This is a genomic window from Caballeronia sp. GACF4, assembly GCF_023631025.1.
Classification (GTDB): Bacteria; Pseudomonadota; Gammaproteobacteria; order Burkholderiales; family Burkholderiaceae; genus Caballeronia.
Genome location: NZ_JALQDW010000027.1, coordinates 218,693 through 239,629, shown reverse-complemented (window position 1 = coordinate 239,629; position 20,937 = coordinate 218,693). Strand labels below are relative to the sequence as shown.

Sequence of the window (20,937 nt, the reverse complement as noted above, 5' to 3'; positions counted from 1 at the left end):
GGCGCCCACCGCGTGCACGGAGGAGCAATGGGTTGGAAGAGTCTGCTGACGGAATTGCCGGTCTGGACGATTGGACGCTTGAACCCGGCACGGCATGATCCGCATCGCGACGTGCCGCGCGAAATCCTCGTGCTGCGCCCGAACGATTTCGGTGAATTGCTGACCACCACGCCGATCTTCGAGGCGCTCAAGAAGCGTTTTCCGACGACGCGCCTTGTCGCGGGCATCGGCGGTTGGGGGCGGCCGATTCTGGAAAACAATCCGTTCATCGACGAGATCGTCGAGATCGATGCGCCTTGGAACAACAAGCTCGTCCAGGACCGTTCACCGCGTAACGTTCTGCGCTTTCTACTGTCGTCGCCGCAAGTCGCCGCGCTGCGCAGGCGTGGCGGCTTCGATGTCGGCATCGACGTGCTCGGCAGCTACATGGGCGCGCTTTTGATGATGCGCTTAGGCGTGCGCTACCGCATAGGCGTGCGCGGCTATCGCGGCGGTCACAGCGGATGCCAGGAATTTATCGACTTCGCGCGTCGCCAAAGTGGACGCGCCGCGCTTGCGCAGGCCGAACTGCTGGGCGCGACCGATCTGCCCGAAGCGCGGCCGCAACTCTTTCTTACCGCGGATGAGCGCGCGCAGGCCGCGAACGTCTGGCACGCCGCCGAGTCTGGCAATCGCCCGGTGCGCGTGCTGGTCGGCATCGGGGCAGGCGTGCCGACCAAGGTCTGGGACCCAAAACAGGTCGGCCCCGCGCTCGCGCGGGTTGCGTCGGCGCTCAACCGAACCGACGACGCCTGCGACATCCTGATCGTGGGCAGCGCCGCCGACAAGGCGCGCGCCGCCGAAGCGATCGCCGCCGCCGGTCCGGGCGTGCCGGTTCGTTCGGTGGCGGGAACGTTGTCGATGCGAACGGTTTTCGCGCTTGCCGAATCGGCGGATGTCGTGCTGACGAACTCTTCCATGCTCATGCACGTGGCGGCCGCGTTTCGTCGGCCGACGGTCGCGGTGATCGGCGGCAGCATCACGAGGCCGAACGTTCACGACGCGATCTGGGGCTATCCGGAGCAGTATCGGAGTGTCTCGCCGGATAGCTATGTCGAACATGCACCGGATAAAAACTGGCCTTCTGTCGACCGGGTCGTCGAGGCAGTACTGGACTCCGTGCGCGAGCGGCGCCCTGCTGCAACGCAGAGCTGAACTTCGCCAGCGATAACGCCGCGCCGCCTACGGACGGCGGCGCGTGAGATTCTCGGCTTCGCCTCGGCACCTCATTTCAAAGGGTAAATCCCGATCCAATCAGCGACCGGAAGGACGCTCGCATCTTTTATACTCGGTTTCGATTTGGCGAAACTCTTTTCGAACATACGAAATTGAAGCCGACTGACCGTGCTCTAAGCATCTTCGAGGCATTCGAAGCCGCATGCCGCCCGATGACGCTGTCGGAACTCGCATCCGCGTCGGGCATGCCGGTCAGCACCAGTCACGGCATCGTGAAAGTGCTGACCGAGCGCGGCTATCTCTACGTCACCGGGCGTCGCAAAGACTTGTTTCCAACGCGGCGGCTGCTCGACATGGCGCTCGAGATCGCCTCGCACGACCCGTTTCTCGAACGCATCGAGCCGTCGTTGCTGGCGTTGCGCGAGGCCACGCAAGAGACCGTGATCATTGGCAAACGTCAGGGCGATCACATCGTCTATCTCGCCGTGTACGAAGGTCCGCAGACCATTCGATACAGCGCGCCGGCCGGTGCGCTCAAACCGCTCTACTCGACGTCGATCGGCAAGGCGATGCTCGGTCAACTCGACGATGCAACGCTTTCCGAGTGGCTCGCGCACACGACGCTCGCGCCGGTCACCGCGCACACTTTGACCGCTGCAAACGCGTTGATGGCCGACCTCGTGGAATCGAAGCAACGCGGCTTTTTTCTCACGCGCGGCGAAAGCGTGAGCGATGTCTTTGCACTTGCCATGCCCGTGCATGTGAACCGGGAAGTGCTCGGCATTGCGGTCGCGGGGCCACGGTATCGGATGGAAGGCGCGCTCGACGGCATCGCGGCGCGCATACGCGCGGCTATCGTCGAGATTCAGGAAGAACAGACGCGCTGAAACGATGGTTCGATAAATAGAAAATCAGGAGACGGAAGATGCAGGCAAAGCGCTGGACCCGCATGTTCACCGCCATGTTCGCGCTCGCCGCGATATCGACAGCGGCACACGCCGACGACGTCGTGACGCTCAAGATGGCACATCAATGGCCCGACGACCCGAACGATTATGTGGTGCAGACCGGCAAGAAGTTCGCGCAGCAGGTCGAGCAGAAGTCGGGCGGCAAGATACACATCAACATCTTTCCGGCCGAGTCGCTCGTCAAGTCGCTGAACACCCACACGGCCTTGAAGAACGGCAGCGCCGATCTCGCAATCTATCCGTACATCTATTCGGCGGGCGCGATCCCGCAGATGAACCTCATCCTCCTGCCGGGCCTCTGGAAAACGCCCGAGGACGTCTTCAAATTCCGCACCTCCGCGCCCTGGAAAGAACTCGAAGCGAAGATAGAAGCATATGGCTTCAAGACGCTCTGCTGGATTCAAATCTCGGGCGGCATGGCATCCAAGTCCAAGCCCATCAACGTGCCTGCGGATCTGCCGCAGCAGAAGGTGCGCGGCGCCGGAAAGATGATGGAGGCGGCCTTGCAGAGCGCCGGCGCGAGTACCGTGTCAATGGCGTCGTCGGAAACCTATAGCGCGATGCAACTCGGCTTGCTCGATGGCTTGTGGACGTCGTCCGGCACCTTCGGTTCGTATCGGCTTTACGAAGTGGCGAAGTACTACAACTCGCCAGAGGACTACAGCATCTACTACACGATCGAGCCGATCGCGATCAGCATGAAGACGTGGAACAAGCTCACGCCCGAGCAGCAGAAGATCATGACGGACGTGGGTCGAAGCCTCGAGCAGAGCGCGTTCGAAGGGGCGAAAGCGGACGATCGCCGCGTCGCGCGACTTTTTGCGAGCCATAACGCGAAGATCCACAAGATGACGCTCGATGAGTGGAACCAGTGGCAGACCTTGTTCCAGAAAGTCAGCTTCATTAAGTTCCGCGCCGAAGTGCCCGACGGCGGACGTCTGCTCGATCAGAGCACGGCGTTCTACAAATAAGAGGCCGCGATGCGCCACGCATTGGACCGCTTCTCGCGCGGGCTCGACGCTTTTTGCCGGGGCGTCGCGTTGTCCGTCGGCGCGGCGGTCATCGCGACCGTGCTCGTCATTTCGTATGGCGTGCTCGCGCGCGAAGCGCTGCATCTTTCCGATGTCTGGGTCACGGAGGTCACGACTTACCTCATGGCCTACATGACCTTCGTGGGCACCGCGGCGCTGGCGTGGCAAGGCCGGCATCTCAAGGTCGACGTTCTCAGCGCACATCTCGGCGAACGTGGCAAGCGCGCGCTCGCGTTCATATCGACGGCCATCGTCACGGCGGTCGCGTTCGCGCTCGCATGCCTCGCATTCGACTTCTGGTGGGAGGCGTACACGAGCGGTGAACGTTCGTGGGGCATGTTCTCGCTCTCGCTGTGGATTCCTTATTCGGGCTTCTTCGCGGGCATGCTGCTTTTGTGCATCGCGCAGATCGTACGCTTGCTGACCATCGTATTCGCACGCGAACCGGCAGGCCGTGAAGTCGCCATCGACGACATGCTGCTCGGGAGAGAAGAATGAATCAGCTCGTCATCGGTGCGGGGATGTTCGGCGGCTTGCTCGCGGTGTTGTCGATGGGCGTGCCCATTGCGTTCGCGTTGCTGTTTGTCGCCCTCGCCTCGCTGTTCGTCACGGGCGGCGGATGGGATGCACTGAGTCTCGTACCGAGCACGTACTGGGGATCGGTTGCCACCTTCACGCTGACTTCCGTGCCGATGTTCATGTTCATGGGCGCGATCGTCTCCGCGTCGGGCATGGGCGCGCGTCTTTATGCGGCGCTGGCGACGATCCTCGACGGCGTGCCCGGCGGCCTCGCCGTCGCGACGACGCTTGCATGCGGCGTGATGGCGGCCGTATCCGGTTCGAGCGTGGCGACGGCGGCGGCCATCGGCGGCTTCGCTGTGTCGGAGATGCGCCGGCACCGCGTTCCCGAAGCGCGTGCATGCGGCGCGGTCGCGGCCGGCGGCACACTCGGCATTCTGTTACCGCCGAGCATACCGTTGATCGTGTATAGCGTGATCGCGGAGCAAAGTATCGGCAAACTGTTCGTCGCGACACTCATCCCCGGCGCGATCATGGCTTCTGCTTTTGGCATCTATCAGATACTGCTCGCCATGCGCGATCGTGCGCGCGGCAGCGAGAGCGAAAGGCGCACGCGGCCGCTCGCGAGCATGCGCGAACGTGTCGTCGCATTGAAAGACGTCGGCCCGTTCGCTCTGTTGATTCTCATCATTCTCGGCTCGCTGTATCGCGGGCTTGCAACGCCTCAGGAAGCGGCGTCGCTCGGTATCGTCGCAAGTCTGGTGCTTGCGGGCGTCGTGTACCGGGAGCTTTCGTGGAGCAAATTCCGGCAGATCCTGATCAGCGCGGCCCAAAGCAGCGTGATGATCCTCGCGGTGATTTCATCGGCCATCGTGTTCGGCTATGTGATGACGACGAGCCAGGTTGCGGCGTCGCTCACGCAAACCGTCGCGGGCGCGCACGTCGAACCGTGGGTGCTGTTCGTGAGCATCAACGTGTTGCTGATCTTTCTCGGCTGCTTCATGGAGACGATCGCGATCATCGTCGTGACCATGCCCGTGCTCGTGCCGGTCGTAGAGGCGTATCACTGGAATCTGATCTGGTTCGGCGTGGTCGTCGTCATCAACATGGAGATGGCGCTCATCCATCCGCCGGTGGGACTCAACCTCTTTGTCGTGCAGAGCGTCGCGCCCGATGTCCCGTTGCGACGGATCGTGCTCGGCACGTTGCCTTATGTGTTCATCATGATGGGCGTTCTTGCGCTCATCGGTATTTTTCCTTCGCTTTCGACAATGCTGCTCGGCGCGAACTGACACACGCCCGGCTACGAGGAGTTCGCATGGACATTCGCAAAGTGGCGGGCGCGCTGGGCGCCGAAATCTCCGGCATCGATCTGTCGCGGGGCGTGACACGCGAACAAGCGAGCGTTTTGCGCGCGGCGCTCAACGAGCATCTCGTCATCTTTCTGCGTGACCAGAACCTCGCTCCCCGGCAGTTCCTGGATTTTGCGGAGGCGATGGGCGAGCCTATCGAATATCCCTTTGTGAAGAGCCTCGAAGGTTTTCCGACCATCATCGAAGTCAAGAAACTGGAAACGGAGCGCGTGAATTTCGGCGGCATCTGGCATTCGGACACGACCTATCTCGACGTGCCGCCCATGGGCTCGATGCTGCTCTCGCGCGAGATTCCGCCCTATGGCGGCGACACCCTGTTCGCGAACCAGCAGCTTGCGTACGACGCGTTGTCCGACACCATGAAGCGGCTCCTCGAAGGACTGAAGGGCATCAGTTCATCGGCCAAGGCGGATGTGTCGCGTACCCGGGAGGATCGCATTCGAACGGACGGCGCGGGCAAGAAGCCGGACGATTTCGTGGCGAAGCATCCCGTCGTGCGCACGCATCCGGAAACGGGACGCAAGGGGCTTTACGTGAACATTGCGCATACGGTCGGCATCGACGGCATGACCACCGACGAAAGCGCGCCGCTGCTCGACTTCCTGTTCCGACATCAGGTGAAACCGGAGTTCACGTGCCGGTTCGTCTGGTCGAACAACGCGATTGCTTTCTGGGACAATCGCGCGGCTCAGCATAATCCGGTGAACGATTATCACGGGTTTCGGCGGGTGATGCAGCGGATCACGCTCAAGGGGGACGTGCCGCGATGAGGGGGGCGACGTGGGATTGGCTCGAGTTTGTAAGGCGCGCTCAGCCAACGTATGCCGCTTCAGCGCATCCTTCAATATCGGTGCGCAAACAAAACAACGCCCCTGCAAGCGGTTGCGTCTCGAGCGCTTCCACGGACAACTTACGCGTACCGCTCGTCACAAAAAGCGTACGCATATCCGGCCCGCCGAACGTGCAGCTTGCTGGCTGCGTGACCGGCATCGGCACGACGCGGTCGATGCGTCCATCGGGCGCGTATCGCTTGACGACACCGCCGCCATATTGCGCGCTCCACAGGTAGCCATGACGATCGACGGTTGCGCCATCGGGAATTCCCGTGTCGCGGTCGAGCCGCGCAAATAGACGTCGCTCGCCCGGCATGCCCGTCGAAACATCGAATGGAAACGCCCAGATCACGGGCTCGATGCCGTCCGCAAAGTACATCGTCCCGCCGTCCGGCGAGAAGCACAGGCTGTTGGGCACGGCTACGCGTTCGATCACGCGCGTATAACGCCCCGCTTCGAAGCGATACAGCGCGCCCACCGGCGTGCGTCCAATGTCATCCATCGAGCCGACCCAGAATCGTCCCTGTCTATCGCACTTGCCATCGTTGAAGCGCATTTGTGGCTGGCTTGCGTGCGGCGCGTCGAAACGTTCAATGGCGCCGCTCGCCGGATCGAAGAACGCGATGGCCGAGCGTAGCGCCACGATTAATCCGAGCCGCGACGCGCATGGCGCGATCGAGCCTACGAGTTCGGGCATGGTCCAGGTTTGCGTGTGGTCGTCGCCCCATTTGCGGCGGCGGATCAGATGGCTGCGGATGTCGACCCAATACAGCGCCTGTTTTTCGACCGACCAGTACGCAGACTCCCCGAGTACATCGCGCGTATTGCCGACACATTCCAGCTCGCTCAATGGGCGATCTCCTCCAGCGCGCGGCCGGTGACACGCGGACCGAGCCACGCCACCGTCGTGGCGATGATCGCCATTGCACCGCCGATGAACGCAAACACGCCAGCCTGCCCGAATTCACGCAGAAAAAAGGCGATGAAGAAGCCTGCGAATATCGAACTCAAACGGCTCCACGAGAACACGAAGCCGACCGCGCGAGCGCGCATCCAGGTTGGAAACAGTTCCGACTGGTAGGCATGCACGATGGTGGGCATCCAGTTGACGACAAGCGTCTGCAGGCATCCAACCATAATGAGCCAGCCCGGCGCGTTCAGCATGGCGAAGATCGTGCCGATGATCGCCACGGATATCACACTGCACACGAGCTGCCATTTGCGCTCGAAGCGGTCTATCACGAGCATGACGAGAAGCGGCGCGACCGGATAGGTCAACACGATGAGAAACGTGTATTCGAGACTTCGCGTGACAAGAATGCCCTTCGCTATCAGAAGCGTTGGAATCCAACTCACGAAGCCGTAATAGCCGATGGTCTGGCAGAAGTTCACGATCATCAACATGATGGTGCGCGTGCGATAAACCGGCCCGAACATTTCGGCGATACACCCTTCCGGATGTACCGTGCCAACGGCCTTTTCAGGTTCGGGCAACGCTTGGCCGTACTCCTTTTGCACCTTCGCTTCGATAACCGAAAGCACGCGGTCGGCCTCGGCGAGCTGCCCATGTTGCGCGAGCCAGCGCGGCGACTCGGGCAAGCGGCGCCGCAAGAACAGCACGAGCACCGCGCCGAACGAGCCGAAAAGAATCACCCAGCGCCAGCCATCGAAGCCGAACGGTCTCGTCGGCACGAACATCCACGCTAGGAAGGCCACGAGCGGCGCGCTGATTTGCGCCAGCCCGTAGAACAACGCGAATGCTTTGCCGCGCGCACCGCGGGGCGCGAGTTCGGAGATGTAGGTGTCGATCGTGATCATCTCGACGCCGATGCCTATACCGCCTATCAGCCGCCATATCTCGAGACCGTGCACCGAGCCCTGAAACGCCAAAATGAACGTCGTGACGCTATACCAGATCATCGAGCCGAGAAAGACCACCCGCCGCCCGAAGCGATCGGCGATATAGCTGAAACAGATCGTACCGATGAACAGCCCGAGGAACAGCGACCCGAGAAAGGCTGCAAGACCGTTGAGATCGAAGAACGATGCAGTGGTCGAAGTCAGCAGCTTGCTCTGGAACAAACCCGGCGCGATATAACCTGTGAAATAGATATCGTATTGTTCGAAGAGACCGCCCGCTGCGATCAGCATCAAGAGCGTCCACATGTGCCGGGTCATCGGCAGCCGGTCGAGCCTGCCGTTGATGGTGCCGGATACGACCTTCGGGTCTACGGAATCCATTGGCTGCTCCGCAAGGGCGTCGATGCGCGTACTCACCGCGCGATGTCGTCGAGCGCCAGCCCCGTGGTGCGCGGCCCGAAGAGCGCCACCGCCACGACGACGATCGCCATCGCGGCGAAGATGAAGGCGAATACGCCCGGCACGCCGAACTCGCGCAAAAAGAACGCGATGAAAAAGCCCACGAAGATCGACGACAGCCGGCTCCACGAATACACGAAGCCCACCGCGCCCGCTCGCATGCGCGTCGGGAACAACTCGGCCTGGTAGGTATGCACGATAGTCGACAGCCAATTGACCACGAGCGTCTGCACGATCCCTACCGCGATGAGCCAGCCCGGCGCCTTGAGCATCGAGAAGATCACGCCGATCACGGCCACCGAGATCGCACTGCACACGAGCTGCCATTTGCGCTCGAAGCGGTCTGCCACCAGCATGACGATGAATGGTGCGATTGGATAAAGCAGCACGATCAGGAAAGTGTATTCGAGGCTGCGCGTCACCATGATGCCCTTGGCGATGAGCAGCGTCGGAATCCAGCTGACGAAGCCGTAGTAACCAATCGTTTGAAAGAAGTTCACGACCACGAGCATCAGCGTGCGGCTGCGATAGCGCGGGCTGAATGCCTCGCGCAACGTGCCTTCCTGCTCCTCGGCTTCGGGCGCGTCGGCCGGTGGCGGCAGGTCCTTGCCGTAGTCACGGCGAACGCGGGTTTCGATCATCTGCATGACGCGTTCAGCCTCGTCGAGGCGACCTTTCTGCACGAGCCAGCGCGGCGATTCCGGCAGACGCAATTGCAGATACCACACGAGCAGCGCGCCCACCGATCCGAGCGCGATCACCCAGCGCCAGCCCTCGAAACCCAGCGGGGAAATCGGCACCAGCACCCACGCAAGGAACGCGATCAGCGGCGCGCAAATCTGCGCCACGCCATATACAAGCCCGAACGCCATGCCGCGTGCGTGTCGCGGCGTCAATTCGGAGACGTAGGAATCGATCGTCACGTACTGCACGCCGACGCCGATGCCGCAAATCACACGCCACACGTTCAGTCCTAGCGCCGTATCCTGAAACGCGATGAAGACCGTCGCAATGCAATACCACAGCATGGATGCGGCGAAGACGCGGCGCCGGCCGAATCGGTCAGCGAGACTGCCGAAGCAGATCGTGCCAATGAAAAGCCCGATGAACAGCGACGCCAGAAAGCCGGCGAGACCGTTCATCGCGAAGAAAGTGGGCGTGGTCGCCGTGAGGATGCCCGAGCGGAACAAGCCCGGCGCGATATAGCCCGCGAAGTACACATCGTAGAGTTCGAAGAAGCCGCCGAGTGCGACGAGGGTGAGGAGCTTCCACAGCGTGGCGGTCATTGGCAACCGGTCGAAGCGTGCGGTCACGCCGCCTGCCGTGATGACGCGCGCCGGATAATCCGCGCTGTCGAGCGACCCGGCGACATCGGCGCCGATGGCCCTGTTCGGGGTGTTCATCCTCTTCTCCTCCTGTGCAGCCGGCTGAATGCCTAAGGCGCATCGTACCGGTCGTGAATATCGGGGATACTAACTATTCGATGAGGACGGTGTGGAATTGCTGGCTTGGTTCGCATTGTCTGTCGCTAGCTTGTCCGGGCCGCTGTCTCCTTTCGATTAGCCCAGTCTAGTGACGCATGGAGCGGCCCACAATACTTGATCGTTGAATCAACTTGATCGCGGCGCCCAAGAAAAACGGCCCTCGCGAAGGGCCGTCGGCGTCATGTCGTGCGATGCGGAGATTCAGGGCGGCAGGATCGACGTCAGCAAGCGCGTCTCGTCCGAATCGTTCTGCGGGGCGTTCGCCTCGAGGTAGTCCGCGCGTGGACGTATCAAAGCGCCGGATTCGCGCTGCTCGATGATATGCGCCACCCACCCCGCCGACCGTCCGATGATGAACAGGCAAAACGCGCTGCGCGGCGGCAGCCCCAATGCCACGGTTAGCATGGTCAGCCCAACTTCCAGGCTCGGCAGACAGCCGTAGCCCGCTGCGATCTTGAGTGCCTCGAAGAGCGGATCGACCGCGGCGTGCCGCCCTTCGAGCCGCCGCGCGAGATCGATCAGGTAGCTCGCGCGCGGGTCGCCATCCGGATACAAGGGATGATTGAAGCCCGGCAGATTCCGGTGTGCCGCATAGTGCTCCGTGAAGAGCCGTTGCGCTTCTGCAACCGTGCGGCATGCGCGCAGCAGGTCCTCGGTGGCTTCGTACGATCGCGCGGACGTGAGCCCCGTCTGCGTGAGGATGGCCGCCGCCACGCATTCGCCGATATCCGCTCCCGCCGACGCCGCGATACGCGCCACGAAGGTCGCCTGCGCGAGTTCGTGATCCGCGCACAGCACGAGCGCGGCGTCGAGCGCGGCACGATGCGCGGCAGACGCCGAACCACCGAGCACGGTCAACAGCGTCGCGGCGAGACCGTCCGCGCGTTTGCGCGTGACGCCCGCCGCAGCGCCCGGCGTTGCGCGTCGCAAATGCGCAAGGCAATGCGCCATCGTTGCGATCATGCGGCTGCATTCGATGAACTGCGCGTCGCCGGCCTGCAACGCGCGCAGATGCTCGCCGCCGAAGCGCATTGCAATATCGGCGAAGAAGCGCACGAGTTCTCGACGTGGCTGGAGACCCGCCGTGCGCGACCAGGCATCGGCGAAACGTAACGTGCGACCGCACGGCTGCCACGAAAGGATCACGTCGTCGCGTGGATTCCAGAGCGCTTTCACGACCTGTTCGAAGGTCTTTCCCTTGCGCGCGAGTTCGAGCGCCGCGACGCCGCGATAACGCGGACCTTCGGCCGTGATTTCGGTGAGCGTGCTCGATATGATCGGCTCGCCCCAGCGCATGGCGGCCGCGGCGACGGGCGCGTGGCCACTGCGGGCATCGGCGCGCGATTTCATGCGTTCGACATCCTGGCGCGCATAAAGCCGGCGCCCCTTGTCGCCTTGCGGCACGCTGCGAATCAAGCCGCGGCTGACGTAGGCGTACAACGTTTGCAGCTTGATCTGCAGCAGCGCGAGCGTTTCAGCGCGTGTCAGGTAATCGCCGGGCGCGTCGGGCGGCGCGCTGGCGGCATCATGCGGGTTCGATTGCACCTCGGTCTCCTGTCGACCCAGGACGGGCGCCGAAGCGCCCGTCCTGGTCCCATGCGAAGCTGCCAGCGCAAAAGCGCCGGACGGGGCACAGTGAACCACAAGATAATCAAACGCGTGGATGCTCACAATCGGGTCATGCCAGTACCGCGGTCGAACACGCTCCGTCTATGCATGAAGTCCAGCCGTCCGGCGGAAAGTCTTGGGAATGCCGGCCTTTGGCACCTGCCCGTACATCGGCTCGCCAGGCAGCCCTTCGTGCAGCAGTTCGCGCGCGGCGATCAGCCGTTCCAGGTCTATTCCAGTATCGAAGCCCATGCTTTCCAGCATGAAGACGAGGTCTTCCGTGACGATGTTGCCCGACGCGCCCGGCGCGAACGGACAGCCGCCAAGGCCCGCGAGCGCGGAATCGAAGGAACGGATGCCTTCTTCGAGCCCCGCCAGCGCATTGGCGAGGCCGAGTCCCATCGTGTCGTGCATATGCAGTTTGGTCAGCTTGTCGCCGATCTCCGCGCGCACGGCCTTGACCATCTTGCGTACCTGAACGGGATTGCCGTAGCCGACGGTATCCGCGAGCGCGACGGCATCGACGCCTGCTTCGGCTAGCGCGACGGCCGTTTCGATTACCTTTTGCAAGGGAATCTCGCCGTCGATGGCGCAGCCGAAGGCCGTCGCGCAACCCGGCTCGATCGCCATTGGCCGCTCCTGCTCGCGCACCCATTCGACGATTCGCCGTACTTCGTCCACCTGCTCCATGGTGCCCTTGCGCGTGTTCGAGCGGCTGTGTCCCTCGCTCACCGAAACCGGTATGCCGACGCCATGTGCGCCCGCCGCATATGCCGCCTGCGCACCGCGCAGGTTGGGCACGAGTGCCATCACGCGCAAGCCGGGTTGTAGCAGCGCCGCCTTGACGATTGCCTCGGTGTCCGCCATTTGCGGCACGAGCTTTGGCGGAACGAAACTGCCGACCTCTATTTCGCCGATACCCGCTTGCGCGATTGCCGCGATCCAGCGCGTTTTCTGCTCGGTCGGCATGATCTCGTGAGCCATTTGCAGACCGTCACGCGGCCCGACTTCGCAAACCATCACTTTTTCTTTCATGGTCCTGCTCCTTCAAAAATGAGTCTTTGCACGAACGCGCTCGTCATCAACGCAGCACGCCCGCTTCGGTCAAGGTTTCAATTTCGTGCGCATCGAGGCCGAGCAGCTCACCGAACACGTAGTCGTTGTGTTCGCCGAGGCGCGGCGGCGGCGTGAAATCGCCGCGAAAGCCGGCGTTATCGCGCCACGGAAGCGCAATGCTGCGTGAGCCGTCCGCGAGCAGCGGGAAGAGGCCGCCATCGGCGAAATACGGGTCTTCCATCACCGCGCCAATGTGTCTCGAACGCGCGGCCGGCACGCCACGCGACTGCAGCGCATCGAGTGCTTGCGCGGGCGTCTGGTCGCGCAGCCACTCTGCCAGTAAATTGTCCGCCGCTGCGCGATGCGCGGCGCGGCCGAACGCATCGGAGAAGCGGGGATCGGTAGCAAGTTCGGGCTTGCGCATGGCGTCGCAGAGCGCTCGCCATTGCCGGTCGTTGCCAATGGAAACGGCGAGCCAGGCGTCGTCGCCTGAGCAGCGGAAGCATCCGGATGGTGCGGCGTCCCATTCGCGCGCGCCCGTGGCCGTTGGCGTCTTGCTGCCGAGCGCCTCGCGAAACAGCTGTTCGGGCAATAGCGCGACGGTGCTTTCTAGCATCGACAGATCGATGTACGCGCCCTCGCCGCTCACGCGCCGGTGCCGGATGGCCGCAAGCACCGCGCAGCTTTCCCAGAGCGCAGTGATCGGATCGGTCCACGCAGGCAGAATGCCCATGGCCTCCACGCGCTCGTTCGGCGTGCCCACCACGCTGGCGCGACCGCTGTACGCCTGCAATAACGAGCCGTAGGCAAGCGCATCGCGCTGCGGGCCTTCGCGACCCGTGCCCGACGCGGACACGAAAATCAGATCGGGGCGAATCTGCGCAAGCGTCGCGTAATCGAGGCCAAACTTCGCCAGCACGCCGTTGGAGAAGTTTTCGACGACCATATCGCTCTGCGCGATCAGACGCCGGATCAGTTCCGGACCTTGCGGCCGGCTCAGGTTGATCGTGCAGCTCTTCTTGCCGGCGTTCACCACTGCCCACCAGGGCGGACGCTGCGTATGTTCGGGCCGCGTCGCGGATTCGATCTTGATGATCTCCGCGCCCATGCCCGCGAGCATCTTGGTAGTCATGGGTCCGGCCAGCACCCAGCTGAAATCGACGACGCGCAAGCCCGCCAATGCTTTCTGTGTCATCACACGACTCCATGCCGGCGCAAGCTTTCGACTTCATCCGGCGACAGTCCGAGGCGCTCTTCGAACACCGCGCGGTTAGCGGAGCCAAGTGCGGGCGATACGACATCGCGCGCGCGTGGCAACTCTGCGCCCGAAGTCGTGCGCATGGCAAACGGCAGGCCGGGCATCGACAGTGGCGTGCCGCCCGCGCACTGCCAGCGATCGAAAAACCCGCGCGCATTCAGCTGCGCGTTATCCAGAAGATCGCGCGCACCGCTCACCGGAAAACACGCCACGCGCGCCGCCTGCGCGCGCTCGAAGACGTCGGCGCGGCTATGCTCGCGCGTCCACTTCGACATCTCGTCTTGCAGGATCATCCAGTTTTCGTTGCGCGCCGTGCGTTCGCCGCACAGCGCCTCATCGCGCGACCACGCCGGGTTTCCGAGCAATTCGACCCAGCGTTCCCATTGATGTTGTTCGCGCGGCGAAATCATCACGAAGCCGTCCTTGCACGGCAACAGCCAGATCAGCCCGCCCGCGACCTCGGTGCCCTGCAGTTCCTCGCGCAGCCGGCTGAAGCTGCGTTCGCCGCGCCCATGATCGGCGACGGGCTCGATCAGCAGATGCGCGATCACATCCAGCTCCGCGCATTCGATACTGCGTCCCTCGCCATTCATCTGCGCTTCGAGCAGGCCCCAGAGCGCCGCGTTCGCGGCGGCCACACCCGTGGCCAGCGCCACTTCGCGGTCGGCACAGGCGACGGGCGCTTGCTGATCGGGTGCGTGAACGGGGCGCGCCTGATGAAATGCATAGCCCGCGTGATGCGTGAGGGTGAAGTCGGTGTACGCGGACGGCGCGTCGGGTCCCGCATGCGTAGCCCAGGGCGTGACGGAAAGCGTGACGAGCGCGGGCTGAATGTGCCTGAGCGTATCGCCGTCGAGTTGCAGTTCCGCAAGGCGGCTTGTATTGGACGTAATCAGCAGATCGGCGGATTCCACGAGACGCCGCAGCAACGCAGCTCCTTGCCGATGCGACGGATCGAGCGTGGCGCTTTCCTTGCCGTGATTCAGATACGCGAAGAGCGCGGCATCTTCACCATAAGGAGCATTGGGTGCGAACGGGCCGGTTCGACGCAGCGTATCGCCAGTACCGGGCGGTTCCAGCTTGAGCACCTGCGCGCCGAGGTCGCGCAGCACGCGCGCACAGAAAGCGGCGGGCATGGCGTCGCTCCATTCGATCACGCGCACGCCGGCGAGCGGCGCGGCGACCACGCGCGCTGGGGATACGAAATCAGCGGCGCTCATGCGGCCTCTTCGAGAACGGCTGGATCGAAGGGATAAGGCACGGGCGCGCCGTTGCGCAAGGGCAGAACGACCGTTGCGCTGCCGGGCGTGCTTTCCCTGCCTTCCTGATTACGCAAGCCGATTTCCAGATGCGCGAGACCGAAGCCGCCGCGCCGTTCGGTTCCGGTCACGCGGCCCCACGCCGTGAGCAGATCGCCCGGCACGTTCATGCCGCGAAACTGGAACTGGAGCTTCCATGCCCAGCCGCTTTCACCGGCCCAGTCCGTCAGCAGTTGCAGCATGATGTGCTGTTTCCACGAGCCGTTGACCATTACGTCGGGTAACTTGTCGTGTTGCGTGGCGAAGCGCCAGTCGTAATGAATGCGATGCCAGTTCTCCATGGATGCCGACCAGCGCACGATATGCGCCGTGGTCATCGGTCCCTTGACGAGCGCCGGGATCTCCATGCCTGTTTCGACATCCTCAAAATACAGTGCAGCCATGATGACCCTCGCCTAGCGCATGATCTGGGTGTTCGTGACCTTCAAAAGCTTCTCGCCCTTCTCGTTCACGTAGGTCTCTTCGATGATGACGAGCACCATCGGTCCGCTTTTGCCGTCGCGCTGCACGATGTCCTTGTAGCGCGCCTGACGCAGCACCTTCTCGCCGACGCGCGCATAACGGTAGAGCTCGTATTCGTAGCCGCCGTTCAGATCGCGTGGCAACTCCACTTCGACGGCCGGCAGGCCGCTGAAACTGCGGCTCAGGCCATCGTAGTCAGGCTTGTTCATGTCATCCAGCGGGTCGGGCGATGACGGCGGTCTGCGAAAGGCATGCACCGGAAAACCCGGCGGCGCGACCAGTGCGCCATAACGACTTGTCGCGGCCCAGTCTTCGTCCCAGTAACGACGCGCGTCATCCATGGTTGCATGATGGAAGCGGCGCACTTCGCTTGCTTCGACGGCATGCGTCGACGTGACCCATTCGGTCTCGGCGCCGATGATGGCTTTCACCTTGCCGGTGATGTATTCGTTGCTCACGGCTCTAGTCTCCTGTCGCTACATCGACGAAGCCAGTCTAGGGGAGCCGCCCTTTAGCGCACAATACTTGATCGTTGAATCAACGTCTTCTCAGGGTCGCATCGATCGACTATCGTGCCTCACGTACCGCTCGACGCATGACACCACCAAGGGAGAGATGTCGATGAGAACGACCCGCTACGACGCGAACGCGCTCTTTGAATATGCAATGGAAGTGCTTTGCCTGGCGGGGCTCGCGAGCGCTCATGCGCGGGACGTGGCACGCACTCTCGTCGATGGCGACTTGATGGGACACGACACGCACGGACTCGCGCTGTTGCCAGGCTACGTGAAGCAGCTCGAACAAGGCGCCATGACACGCGACGGCGCGCCCGCAGTCATCTCTGATCGTCCTGCCGCGTTGCTGTGGGACGGACGGCGTCTGCCCGGACCCGCGCTCGTGCATGCCGGCATCGACGTCCTTGCCCCGCGCGCTCGCGAACTCGGCGCCGCCACGCTCGTGATCCGGCGCAGTCATCACATTGCATGTCTTGCCGCGTATCTCCTGCGCGCCACCGAAATAAACCTGGTGATGATGCTGGCGAGCTCCGATCCGAGCGTGCAAAGCGTCGCGCCGTTCGGCGGCACGCGGGCCTTGTTCACGCCGAACCCGATCGCGCTCGGCATACCGACATCGACGACTCCGATGCTGATCGACATCTCGTCCTCCGTGACGACCAACGCGATGAGCGCGCGCCGCCATCAGAACGGCCAATCGTTCGACGAACCCTGGATGATGGATGCACAAGGTAACGCGACGCATGATCCCGGCGTGCTGTTTGCCGATCCACCCGGATCGATCCTGCCGCTCGGTGGACTGGCCGCCGGTCACAAGGGATTCGGCATGGCGTTGATGATCGAGGCGCTAACAGGCGGACTGGCCGGCTTTGGCCGCGCCGATCCACACGAAGGCTGGGGCGCGACCGTGTTCATGTCGCTGCACGATCCGGCAGCATTCGGCGGTATCGAAGCATTCCAGAGGCAGATGGATTGGCTCGGCGACGCCTGCCGCACCAACCCGCCTCGCACGATCAACGACCCCGTGCGCCTTCCCGGCGAGCGCGCAATGGCAAGGCGGGCCGAACAACTGAAGAATGGCGTGCATCTGCATGCCGATCTCGACACACCGCTCAAGGCTTGCGGAGAACGCTACGAGGTGCGCTTTCCGCAGGCCAAACCGGAGGCAGCATGACGCCTAAACCTTTGCGCTCACCTCAGACCCGATGCATACTTTCTCTTCGGAAGCAGCGCTGCGGCGAAAAGACCGCACCCCGGAGACTCGATGCGATTCGACCTGCAATCGTTGAAACTGTTCATCGCCGTGTGCGAGCACGGCAGCATTGCCCGCGCGGCGGAAGCGGAAAACATTGCGCCTTCCGCGCTCAGCAAGCGCATGTCCCATCTTGAAGACACGCTCAAGAACGCGCTCTTCGTGCGCAGCAACAAGGGACTCGAACTGACGACCGCCGCTGCGGCACTCCTGCAGCACGCCCGCGTGCTGTTACGAGACATCGCCCAAATGGAGAGCGAGTTACTGGACCACGCCGAAGGCGTGCGCGGTCAGATTCGCTTACATGCGAGCCTCTCGACCATCGTTCAGTACATCGCCAACGACATACGCGTTTTTCTGGAGATGCACCCCGGGCTGCGCATCGATCTTCAGGAAAGCCTGAGCCCCGCGGTGGTCCGCGCCGTGGCGGAAAACGCGGCGGACATCGGCGTGTTCGGCGGCACGACGGTTACCACCGGCCTGCAGGTCTTCCCTTATCGCAGCGACCGGCTGGTGGTCATCATGCCGCCCGATCATCCGCTCGGCCGCGCCGAACGGGTCACGTTCCGCGAAGTCGCCGAGTATCCGCTCGTGGGGCCGCAAGTGGGCAGCTATCTGAATTCGTTGGTGCTGCGCGCGGCGGCGGATCTCGATCACCCGCTCAAGCTGTCGATTCGCGTCAACGGTTTCGAACCGGTGCGCAGCATGGTGGAAGCACGGCTTGGCATCGGGCTCGTGCCGGAGCATCACGCCGAACGGTACGTCAGTTCCGCGCCGCTGATCGCCGTGCATCTGGATGAAGCCTGGGCGGAGCGCCACTGGAAAATCTGCGTACGCGAAGCCGAGTCGCTTCCCGTGCCGGTGCAACTGTTTCTCAAGCATCTGCTTGCAAGTCAGGATGCGGCACACCATTAGGCGCCGGCAATCGGTCAATCACGAATAAGCCAGCTTCAATCCTGCTTGCGGCCATTGCAGCCTGGCCAGGCGGCCCGTGCCGGAGAGCGTCACGTAGGCCGTCTTCATGTCGGCGCCGCCGAAGCAGATGTTGGTCACCATGCCATCGGGTACCGGCACCTGTCGCAGCACTTCACCGGATGGCGCGACGACCGTGATGCAGCCGGTCACGAGCGTGGCCACGCAAATGTTGCCCTCGGCGTCCAGCGCCAGGCTGTCGAAGCGCTGATAACCCGGCAAGCCGCAAACCAGACGCCCGCCATGCGGCGACGGATAAGGATGCCTGCGCGCCCGGCCGGGCGCCTCCAGATCGAATGCCCAGAGCCGCGCGGTCTCGGTCTCCGCCACATAGACGATGCTGTCGTCGGGCGACAAACCGACGCCATTGGCCGTGGTGAGCGGATACGCCACCTCGACGATGGCCGAACCATCGGCGCGAGCGTAATAGAGGCCCGCGTGATCGCGCTCGCGCAGCCGGTTCTTTCCGAAGTCGGTGAAGTAGAAGCCGCCGTCGTGGTCGAACACGATGTCGTTTGGACCGCACAGCGGATGATCGCCGCAGTGGTCATACAGCGTCGTGAGCGAGCCCGACTGCGGGTCGAAGCGCTCGATACGCCCGCTCGTATAACGCGGATGCACGCCCGGTTTCGTGCGATTCAGTCCGGCAACGGTACGAAACAGAAAACCGCCGTTATTGCAGATGTAGAAGGCGCCATCCGGCCCAAGCGCCAGACCGTTGGGGCCGCCGTCCACCGCCGCCAGCACGCTCACTCTACCGTCGGGCGAAACGCGGCTGATGGTCTCCCGCTCGATCTCGACGAGCACCACGGAGCCGTCGGGCATCGCCACCGGCCCTTCCGGGAACTTCAAGCCTTCCGCCAGGATTTGTATTGGGCTTTCCATCGCTGTCGTCCTCCCTTCAGCGCTTGTCGGCATGCTCGACAAAACGATTGTCGTAAGTCGCCTTCAGATCGATGGACGCCTTGCCGATGTCGGGATCGAACGCGGCCAGCACGTCGTGCACGGTGTGGGCCGCCGCATCGGTCATCAGGCCATCGCGCGAAATGCAGTCATGCATGTTGGCGTAGGCTTGCGCGAAGACATCCTTGTCGGCTAAAGCGTATTGAGCCGGCACGGCGGCGGCGACTTGTTCGGGCGTCGCCTGCGCCATCCAGCGTTCGGCTTCCAGAATCGCATTGGTCACCGCCTGCACCGTGTTGGGATATTTGGCCGCGAACTCCCGCGTGGTGTAGATGGAGGCTTCCGGATAATCGCCGCCGAGCGTCGCTCGGGTGCCGGCCGGGTCGCGCATCACGGCAAGCGGAAAGAGATCGCCACTCGTCTGCAGCACGGTTGCGACCGGGTCGTTGCTCATCAAGGCGTCGATCTGCCCGCTGCGCGCGGCGGCAATCGCGCCTGCCGACGAGCCCACGCCGATGATCGAAACATCGCCCGGTTTCACGCCCGCCTTGTTCAGCAGATAGTTCGCGCCCATATGAAAGCTCGACCCCGGCGAACTCACGCCGATGCGCATGCCCTTCAGATCGGCGTAGGTCTTGACCTTGTCGTGACTCGCTCGCGTCACGCCGAACACCCAGCCGGGGCACGAAGCCAGCGTGACGAACGACACGAGCTTCTGGCCTTTCGCGGCCATCGTGATGGTGTTCGAATACGCGCCCGCGACGATATCGGCGCTGCCGCCCATCATCGCCTGAAGCGCTTTCGCGCCGCCGCTGAAGACGCCGATTTCGACTTCCAGCCCGGCCTGTTTGAAGTATCCGCGGCTATCCGCAATGACGAACGGCAGATACGGAAAGCCCACACCCGCCGCGGCCAGATGAAGCCTGGGCTTTTCCGGCGCGGGAGCGGCGCTGCTCGCCGACTGGCTGGCCAGTGCCGCACAGATGGCGAGCGCTGGCAACGACAGGCGCCTGAGCGTTCTCACGATGATGTCTCCCTCTTCCCAGGCTGACGTTGCTAGTAAGTGGCCCGACCGCCGGACAGATCGAAAACCGCTCCGGTGGTGAATGAGTTTTCCTCGCTGGCGAGCCACGCGATCATCGCGGCGGCTTCGTCGAGTTCGAGAAAACGGCCGCGCGGAATCTTGCCGAGCATGTAGCGGATATGCTCGGGCGATTGCTCCATCGCCCCGGGCGTCCGCGCCACGGCGGGTGTCACGCAGTTCACCGCGATATCGTGGCTTGCCAGTTCCTTGCCGAGCGACTTGGTCATGGCGATGACGGCCGCCTTCGCCGAGCTATACGCGGCCGCATTCGGATTGCCTTCCTTGCCGGCGACCGAGGACAGATTGACGATGCGCCCATAGTTCTGGTCGATCATCACCGGGGCCACGGCACGGCAGCAGTGGAAAGTGCCGTTGACATCGATATCCATCACCTGCTTCCAGATATCGATCGGATACTCGATCAGCGTGGCGTTCGGGCCGACGATAGCCGCGTTGTTGATGAGAATATCGATGCGCCCCGCGGCCTTCAGCGTGCCCGCCACGGCGGCCTGCACGCTGGCGTAATCGGCAATGTCGACACGCTCGAAGTGGACATCGTGCTCGCCCAGTTGCTCGCGCGCCTCGTCCATGCCGGCGGGGTTGATATCCCAGATGGCAAGCCGCGCGCCGGAAGCAAGCAGCCTGCGGCCGACCGCGAAGCCGATCCCCTGCGCGCCGCCCGTCACCACGGCAACGCGGCCCCTCAAATCGATTGCATTGGTCTGCAAAACGGTCTCCTCTAGTGATCTTCGATTGCGCCGGGGGT

At 63.1% G+C, this 20,937-nt stretch carries 20 protein-coding genes; 8 read left to right on the top strand and 12 right to left on the bottom strand.

The features are described from left to right. The first annotated feature begins 27 nt into the window (after window positions 1-27). From NCR40_RS27015 to NCR40_RS26990, 6 genes are all read left to right on the top strand, one after another. A complete protein-coding gene (locus tag NCR40_RS27015) occupies window positions 28-1,194 on the top strand; it encodes a glycosyltransferase family 9 protein (protein WP_250468299.1) in 1,167 nt (388 codons plus the stop codon). Between the two features lie 173 nt (window positions 1,195-1,367). Then, window positions 1,368-2,102, top strand: coding sequence for an IclR family transcriptional regulator (locus NCR40_RS27010; RefSeq protein WP_250511245.1), 735 nt, complete (start codon window positions 1,368-1,370; stop codon window positions 2,100-2,102). A 38-nt stretch (window positions 2,103-2,140) separates the two neighbouring features. After that, a complete protein-coding gene (gene dctP / locus NCR40_RS27005; RefSeq protein ID WP_250511244.1) occupies window positions 2,141-3,154 on the top strand; it encodes a TRAP transporter substrate-binding protein DctP in 1,014 nt (337 codons plus the stop codon). A gap of 9 nt (window positions 3,155-3,163) precedes the next feature. Then, on the top strand, window positions 3,164-3,712 hold the full coding sequence (locus tag NCR40_RS27000; protein ID WP_244830391.1) for a TRAP transporter small permease: 549 nt from the start codon (window positions 3,164-3,166) through the stop codon (window positions 3,710-3,712). Beyond that, window positions 3,709-5,025, top strand: a complete 1,317-nt coding sequence (locus tag NCR40_RS26995) for a TRAP transporter large permease (protein WP_244830392.1) — start codon at window positions 3,709-3,711, stop codon at window positions 5,023-5,025. Before NCR40_RS27000 ends, NCR40_RS26995 begins: the two co-directional genes overlap by 4 nt. A 26-nt stretch (window positions 5,026-5,051) precedes the next feature. Continuing rightward, a complete protein-coding gene (locus tag NCR40_RS26990) occupies window positions 5,052-5,876 on the top strand; it encodes a TauD/TfdA dioxygenase family protein (protein ID WP_244830393.1) in 825 nt (274 codons plus the stop codon). A gap of 40 nt (window positions 5,877-5,916) precedes the next feature. Here NCR40_RS26990 and NCR40_RS26985 read toward each other — a convergent pair whose 3' ends face one another. From NCR40_RS26985 to NCR40_RS26945, 9 genes are all read right to left on the bottom strand, one after another. Beyond that, window positions 5,917-6,789: an SMP-30/gluconolactonase/LRE family protein gene (locus NCR40_RS26985; protein WP_250511243.1), complete on the bottom strand. Its 873-nt coding sequence runs from the start codon at window positions 6,787-6,789 to the stop codon at window positions 5,917-5,919. Continuing rightward, window positions 6,786-8,180, bottom strand: coding sequence for an MFS transporter (locus tag NCR40_RS26980; RefSeq protein WP_250511242.1), 1,395 nt, complete (start codon window positions 8,178-8,180; stop codon window positions 6,786-6,788). The genes NCR40_RS26985 and NCR40_RS26980 overlap by 4 nt, the downstream gene beginning before the upstream one ends. 32 nt (window positions 8,181-8,212) lie before the next feature. After that, window positions 8,213-9,661: an MFS transporter gene (locus tag NCR40_RS26975; protein WP_250468294.1), complete on the bottom strand. Its 1,449-nt coding sequence runs from the start codon at window positions 9,659-9,661 to the stop codon at window positions 8,213-8,215. A gap of 282 nt (window positions 9,662-9,943) precedes the next feature. Beyond that, on the bottom strand, window positions 9,944-11,287 hold the full coding sequence (locus NCR40_RS26970) for a citrate synthase (protein WP_250511241.1): 1,344 nt from the start codon (window positions 11,285-11,287) through the stop codon (window positions 9,944-9,946). Between the two features lie 165 nt (window positions 11,288-11,452). Next, the gene (locus tag NCR40_RS26965; protein ID WP_250511240.1) at window positions 11,453-12,385 is read right to left on the bottom strand and encodes a hydroxymethylglutaryl-CoA lyase; all 933 of its coding nucleotides are present in this window, start codon (window positions 12,383-12,385) and stop codon (window positions 11,453-11,455) included. A 46-nt stretch (window positions 12,386-12,431) separates the two neighbouring features. Further along, window positions 12,432-13,601: a CaiB/BaiF CoA transferase family protein gene (locus NCR40_RS26960; RefSeq protein ID WP_250511239.1), complete on the bottom strand. Its 1,170-nt coding sequence runs from the start codon at window positions 13,599-13,601 to the stop codon at window positions 12,432-12,434. Next, window positions 13,601-14,884, bottom strand: a complete 1,284-nt coding sequence (locus NCR40_RS26955; protein ID WP_250494759.1) for a CaiB/BaiF CoA transferase family protein — start codon at window positions 14,882-14,884, stop codon at window positions 13,601-13,603. The genes NCR40_RS26960 and NCR40_RS26955 overlap by 1 nt, the downstream gene beginning before the upstream one ends. Beyond that, window positions 14,881-15,366 (bottom strand): hotdog family protein, encoded by a 486-nt coding sequence (locus tag NCR40_RS26950; RefSeq protein WP_250468289.1) that lies wholly within the window; start codon window positions 15,364-15,366, stop codon window positions 14,881-14,883. The genes NCR40_RS26955 and NCR40_RS26950 overlap by 4 nt, the downstream gene beginning before the upstream one ends. 12 nt (window positions 15,367-15,378) lie before the next feature. Further along, on the bottom strand, window positions 15,379-15,903 hold the full coding sequence (locus NCR40_RS26945) for an FAS1-like dehydratase domain-containing protein (RefSeq protein WP_250468288.1): 525 nt from the start codon (window positions 15,901-15,903) through the stop codon (window positions 15,379-15,381). Between the two features lie 157 nt (window positions 15,904-16,060). On the opposite strand from NCR40_RS26945, the gene NCR40_RS26940 reads away from it, so the two are divergent. Both NCR40_RS26940 and NCR40_RS26935 read left to right on the top strand, forming a co-directional pair. Beyond that, on the top strand, window positions 16,061-17,134 hold the full coding sequence (locus NCR40_RS26940) for an Ldh family oxidoreductase (RefSeq protein ID WP_250511238.1): 1,074 nt from the start codon (window positions 16,061-16,063) through the stop codon (window positions 17,132-17,134). A 90-nt stretch (window positions 17,135-17,224) separates the two neighbouring features. Further along, window positions 17,225-18,127 (top strand): LysR substrate-binding domain-containing protein, encoded by a 903-nt coding sequence (locus NCR40_RS26935; protein WP_244830394.1) that lies wholly within the window; start codon window positions 17,225-17,227, stop codon window positions 18,125-18,127. Window positions 18,128-18,145: 18 nt separating this feature from the next. Here the strand turns inward: NCR40_RS26935 and NCR40_RS26930 are convergent, their stop codons facing one another. Genes NCR40_RS26930 through NCR40_RS26920 form a run of 3 tightly spaced genes read right to left on the bottom strand, consistent with a single transcriptional unit; the run spans window position 18,146 to window position 20,899 of the window. Beyond that, window positions 18,146-19,069 carry an SMP-30/gluconolactonase/LRE family protein gene (locus NCR40_RS26930; protein ID WP_250511237.1) on the bottom strand — a complete coding sequence of 308 codons (924 nt, stop codon included), beginning with the start codon at window positions 19,067-19,069 and terminating at the stop codon, window positions 18,146-18,148. A gap of 16 nt (window positions 19,070-19,085) precedes the next feature. Beyond that, window positions 19,086-20,111 carry an ABC transporter substrate-binding protein gene (locus tag NCR40_RS26925; protein WP_250511236.1) on the bottom strand — a complete coding sequence of 342 codons (1,026 nt, stop codon included), beginning with the start codon at window positions 20,109-20,111 and terminating at the stop codon, window positions 19,086-19,088. Between the two features lie 32 nt (window positions 20,112-20,143). Continuing rightward, window positions 20,144-20,899 (bottom strand): SDR family NAD(P)-dependent oxidoreductase, encoded by a 756-nt coding sequence (locus tag NCR40_RS26920; protein ID WP_250511235.1) that lies wholly within the window; start codon window positions 20,897-20,899, stop codon window positions 20,144-20,146. Window positions 20,900-20,937 lie beyond the last annotated feature (38 nt).

Coding starts and splice junctions, on each gene's coding strand:
- NCR40_RS26960 (WP_250511239.1), bottom strand. CDS start 13,601: ATGACACAGAAAGCATTGGCGGGCTTGCGCGTCGTCGATTTCAGCTGG.
- NCR40_RS26990 (WP_244830393.1), top strand. CDS start 5,052: ATGGACATTCGCAAAGTGGCGGGCGCGCTGGGCGCCGAAATCTCCGGC.
- NCR40_RS26950 (WP_250468289.1), bottom strand. CDS start 15,366: ATGGCTGCACTGTATTTTGAGGATGTCGAAACAGGCATGGAGATCCCG.
- NCR40_RS26935 (WP_244830394.1), top strand. CDS start 17,225: ATGCGATTCGACCTGCAATCGTTGAAACTGTTCATCGCCGTGTGCGAG.
- NCR40_RS27015 (WP_250468299.1), top strand. CDS start 28: ATGGGTTGGAAGAGTCTGCTGACGGAATTGCCGGTCTGGACGATTGGA.
- NCR40_RS26965 (WP_250511240.1), bottom strand. CDS start 12,385: ATGAAAGAAAAAGTGATGGTTTGCGAAGTCGGGCCGCGTGACGGTCTG.
- NCR40_RS26930 (WP_250511237.1), bottom strand. CDS start 19,069: ATGGAAAGCCCAATACAAATCCTGGCGGAAGGCTTGAAGTTCCCGGAA.
- NCR40_RS27000 (WP_244830391.1), top strand. CDS start 3,164: ATGCGCCACGCATTGGACCGCTTCTCGCGCGGGCTCGACGCTTTTTGC.
- NCR40_RS26955 (WP_250494759.1), bottom strand. CDS start 14,884: ATGAGCGCCGCTGATTTCGTATCCCCAGCGCGCGTGGTCGCCGCGCCG.
- NCR40_RS26940 (WP_250511238.1), top strand. CDS start 16,061: ATGTCGATGAGAACGACCCGCTACGACGCGAACGCGCTCTTTGAATAT.
- NCR40_RS26980 (WP_250511242.1), bottom strand. CDS start 8,180: ATGGATTCCGTAGACCCGAAGGTCGTATCCGGCACCATCAACGGCAGG.
- NCR40_RS26975 (WP_250468294.1), bottom strand. CDS start 9,661: ATGAACACCCCGAACAGGGCCATCGGCGCCGATGTCGCCGGGTCGCTC.
- NCR40_RS26995 (WP_244830392.1), top strand. CDS start 3,709: ATGAATCAGCTCGTCATCGGTGCGGGGATGTTCGGCGGCTTGCTCGCG.
- dctP (WP_250511244.1), top strand. CDS start 2,141: ATGCAGGCAAAGCGCTGGACCCGCATGTTCACCGCCATGTTCGCGCTC.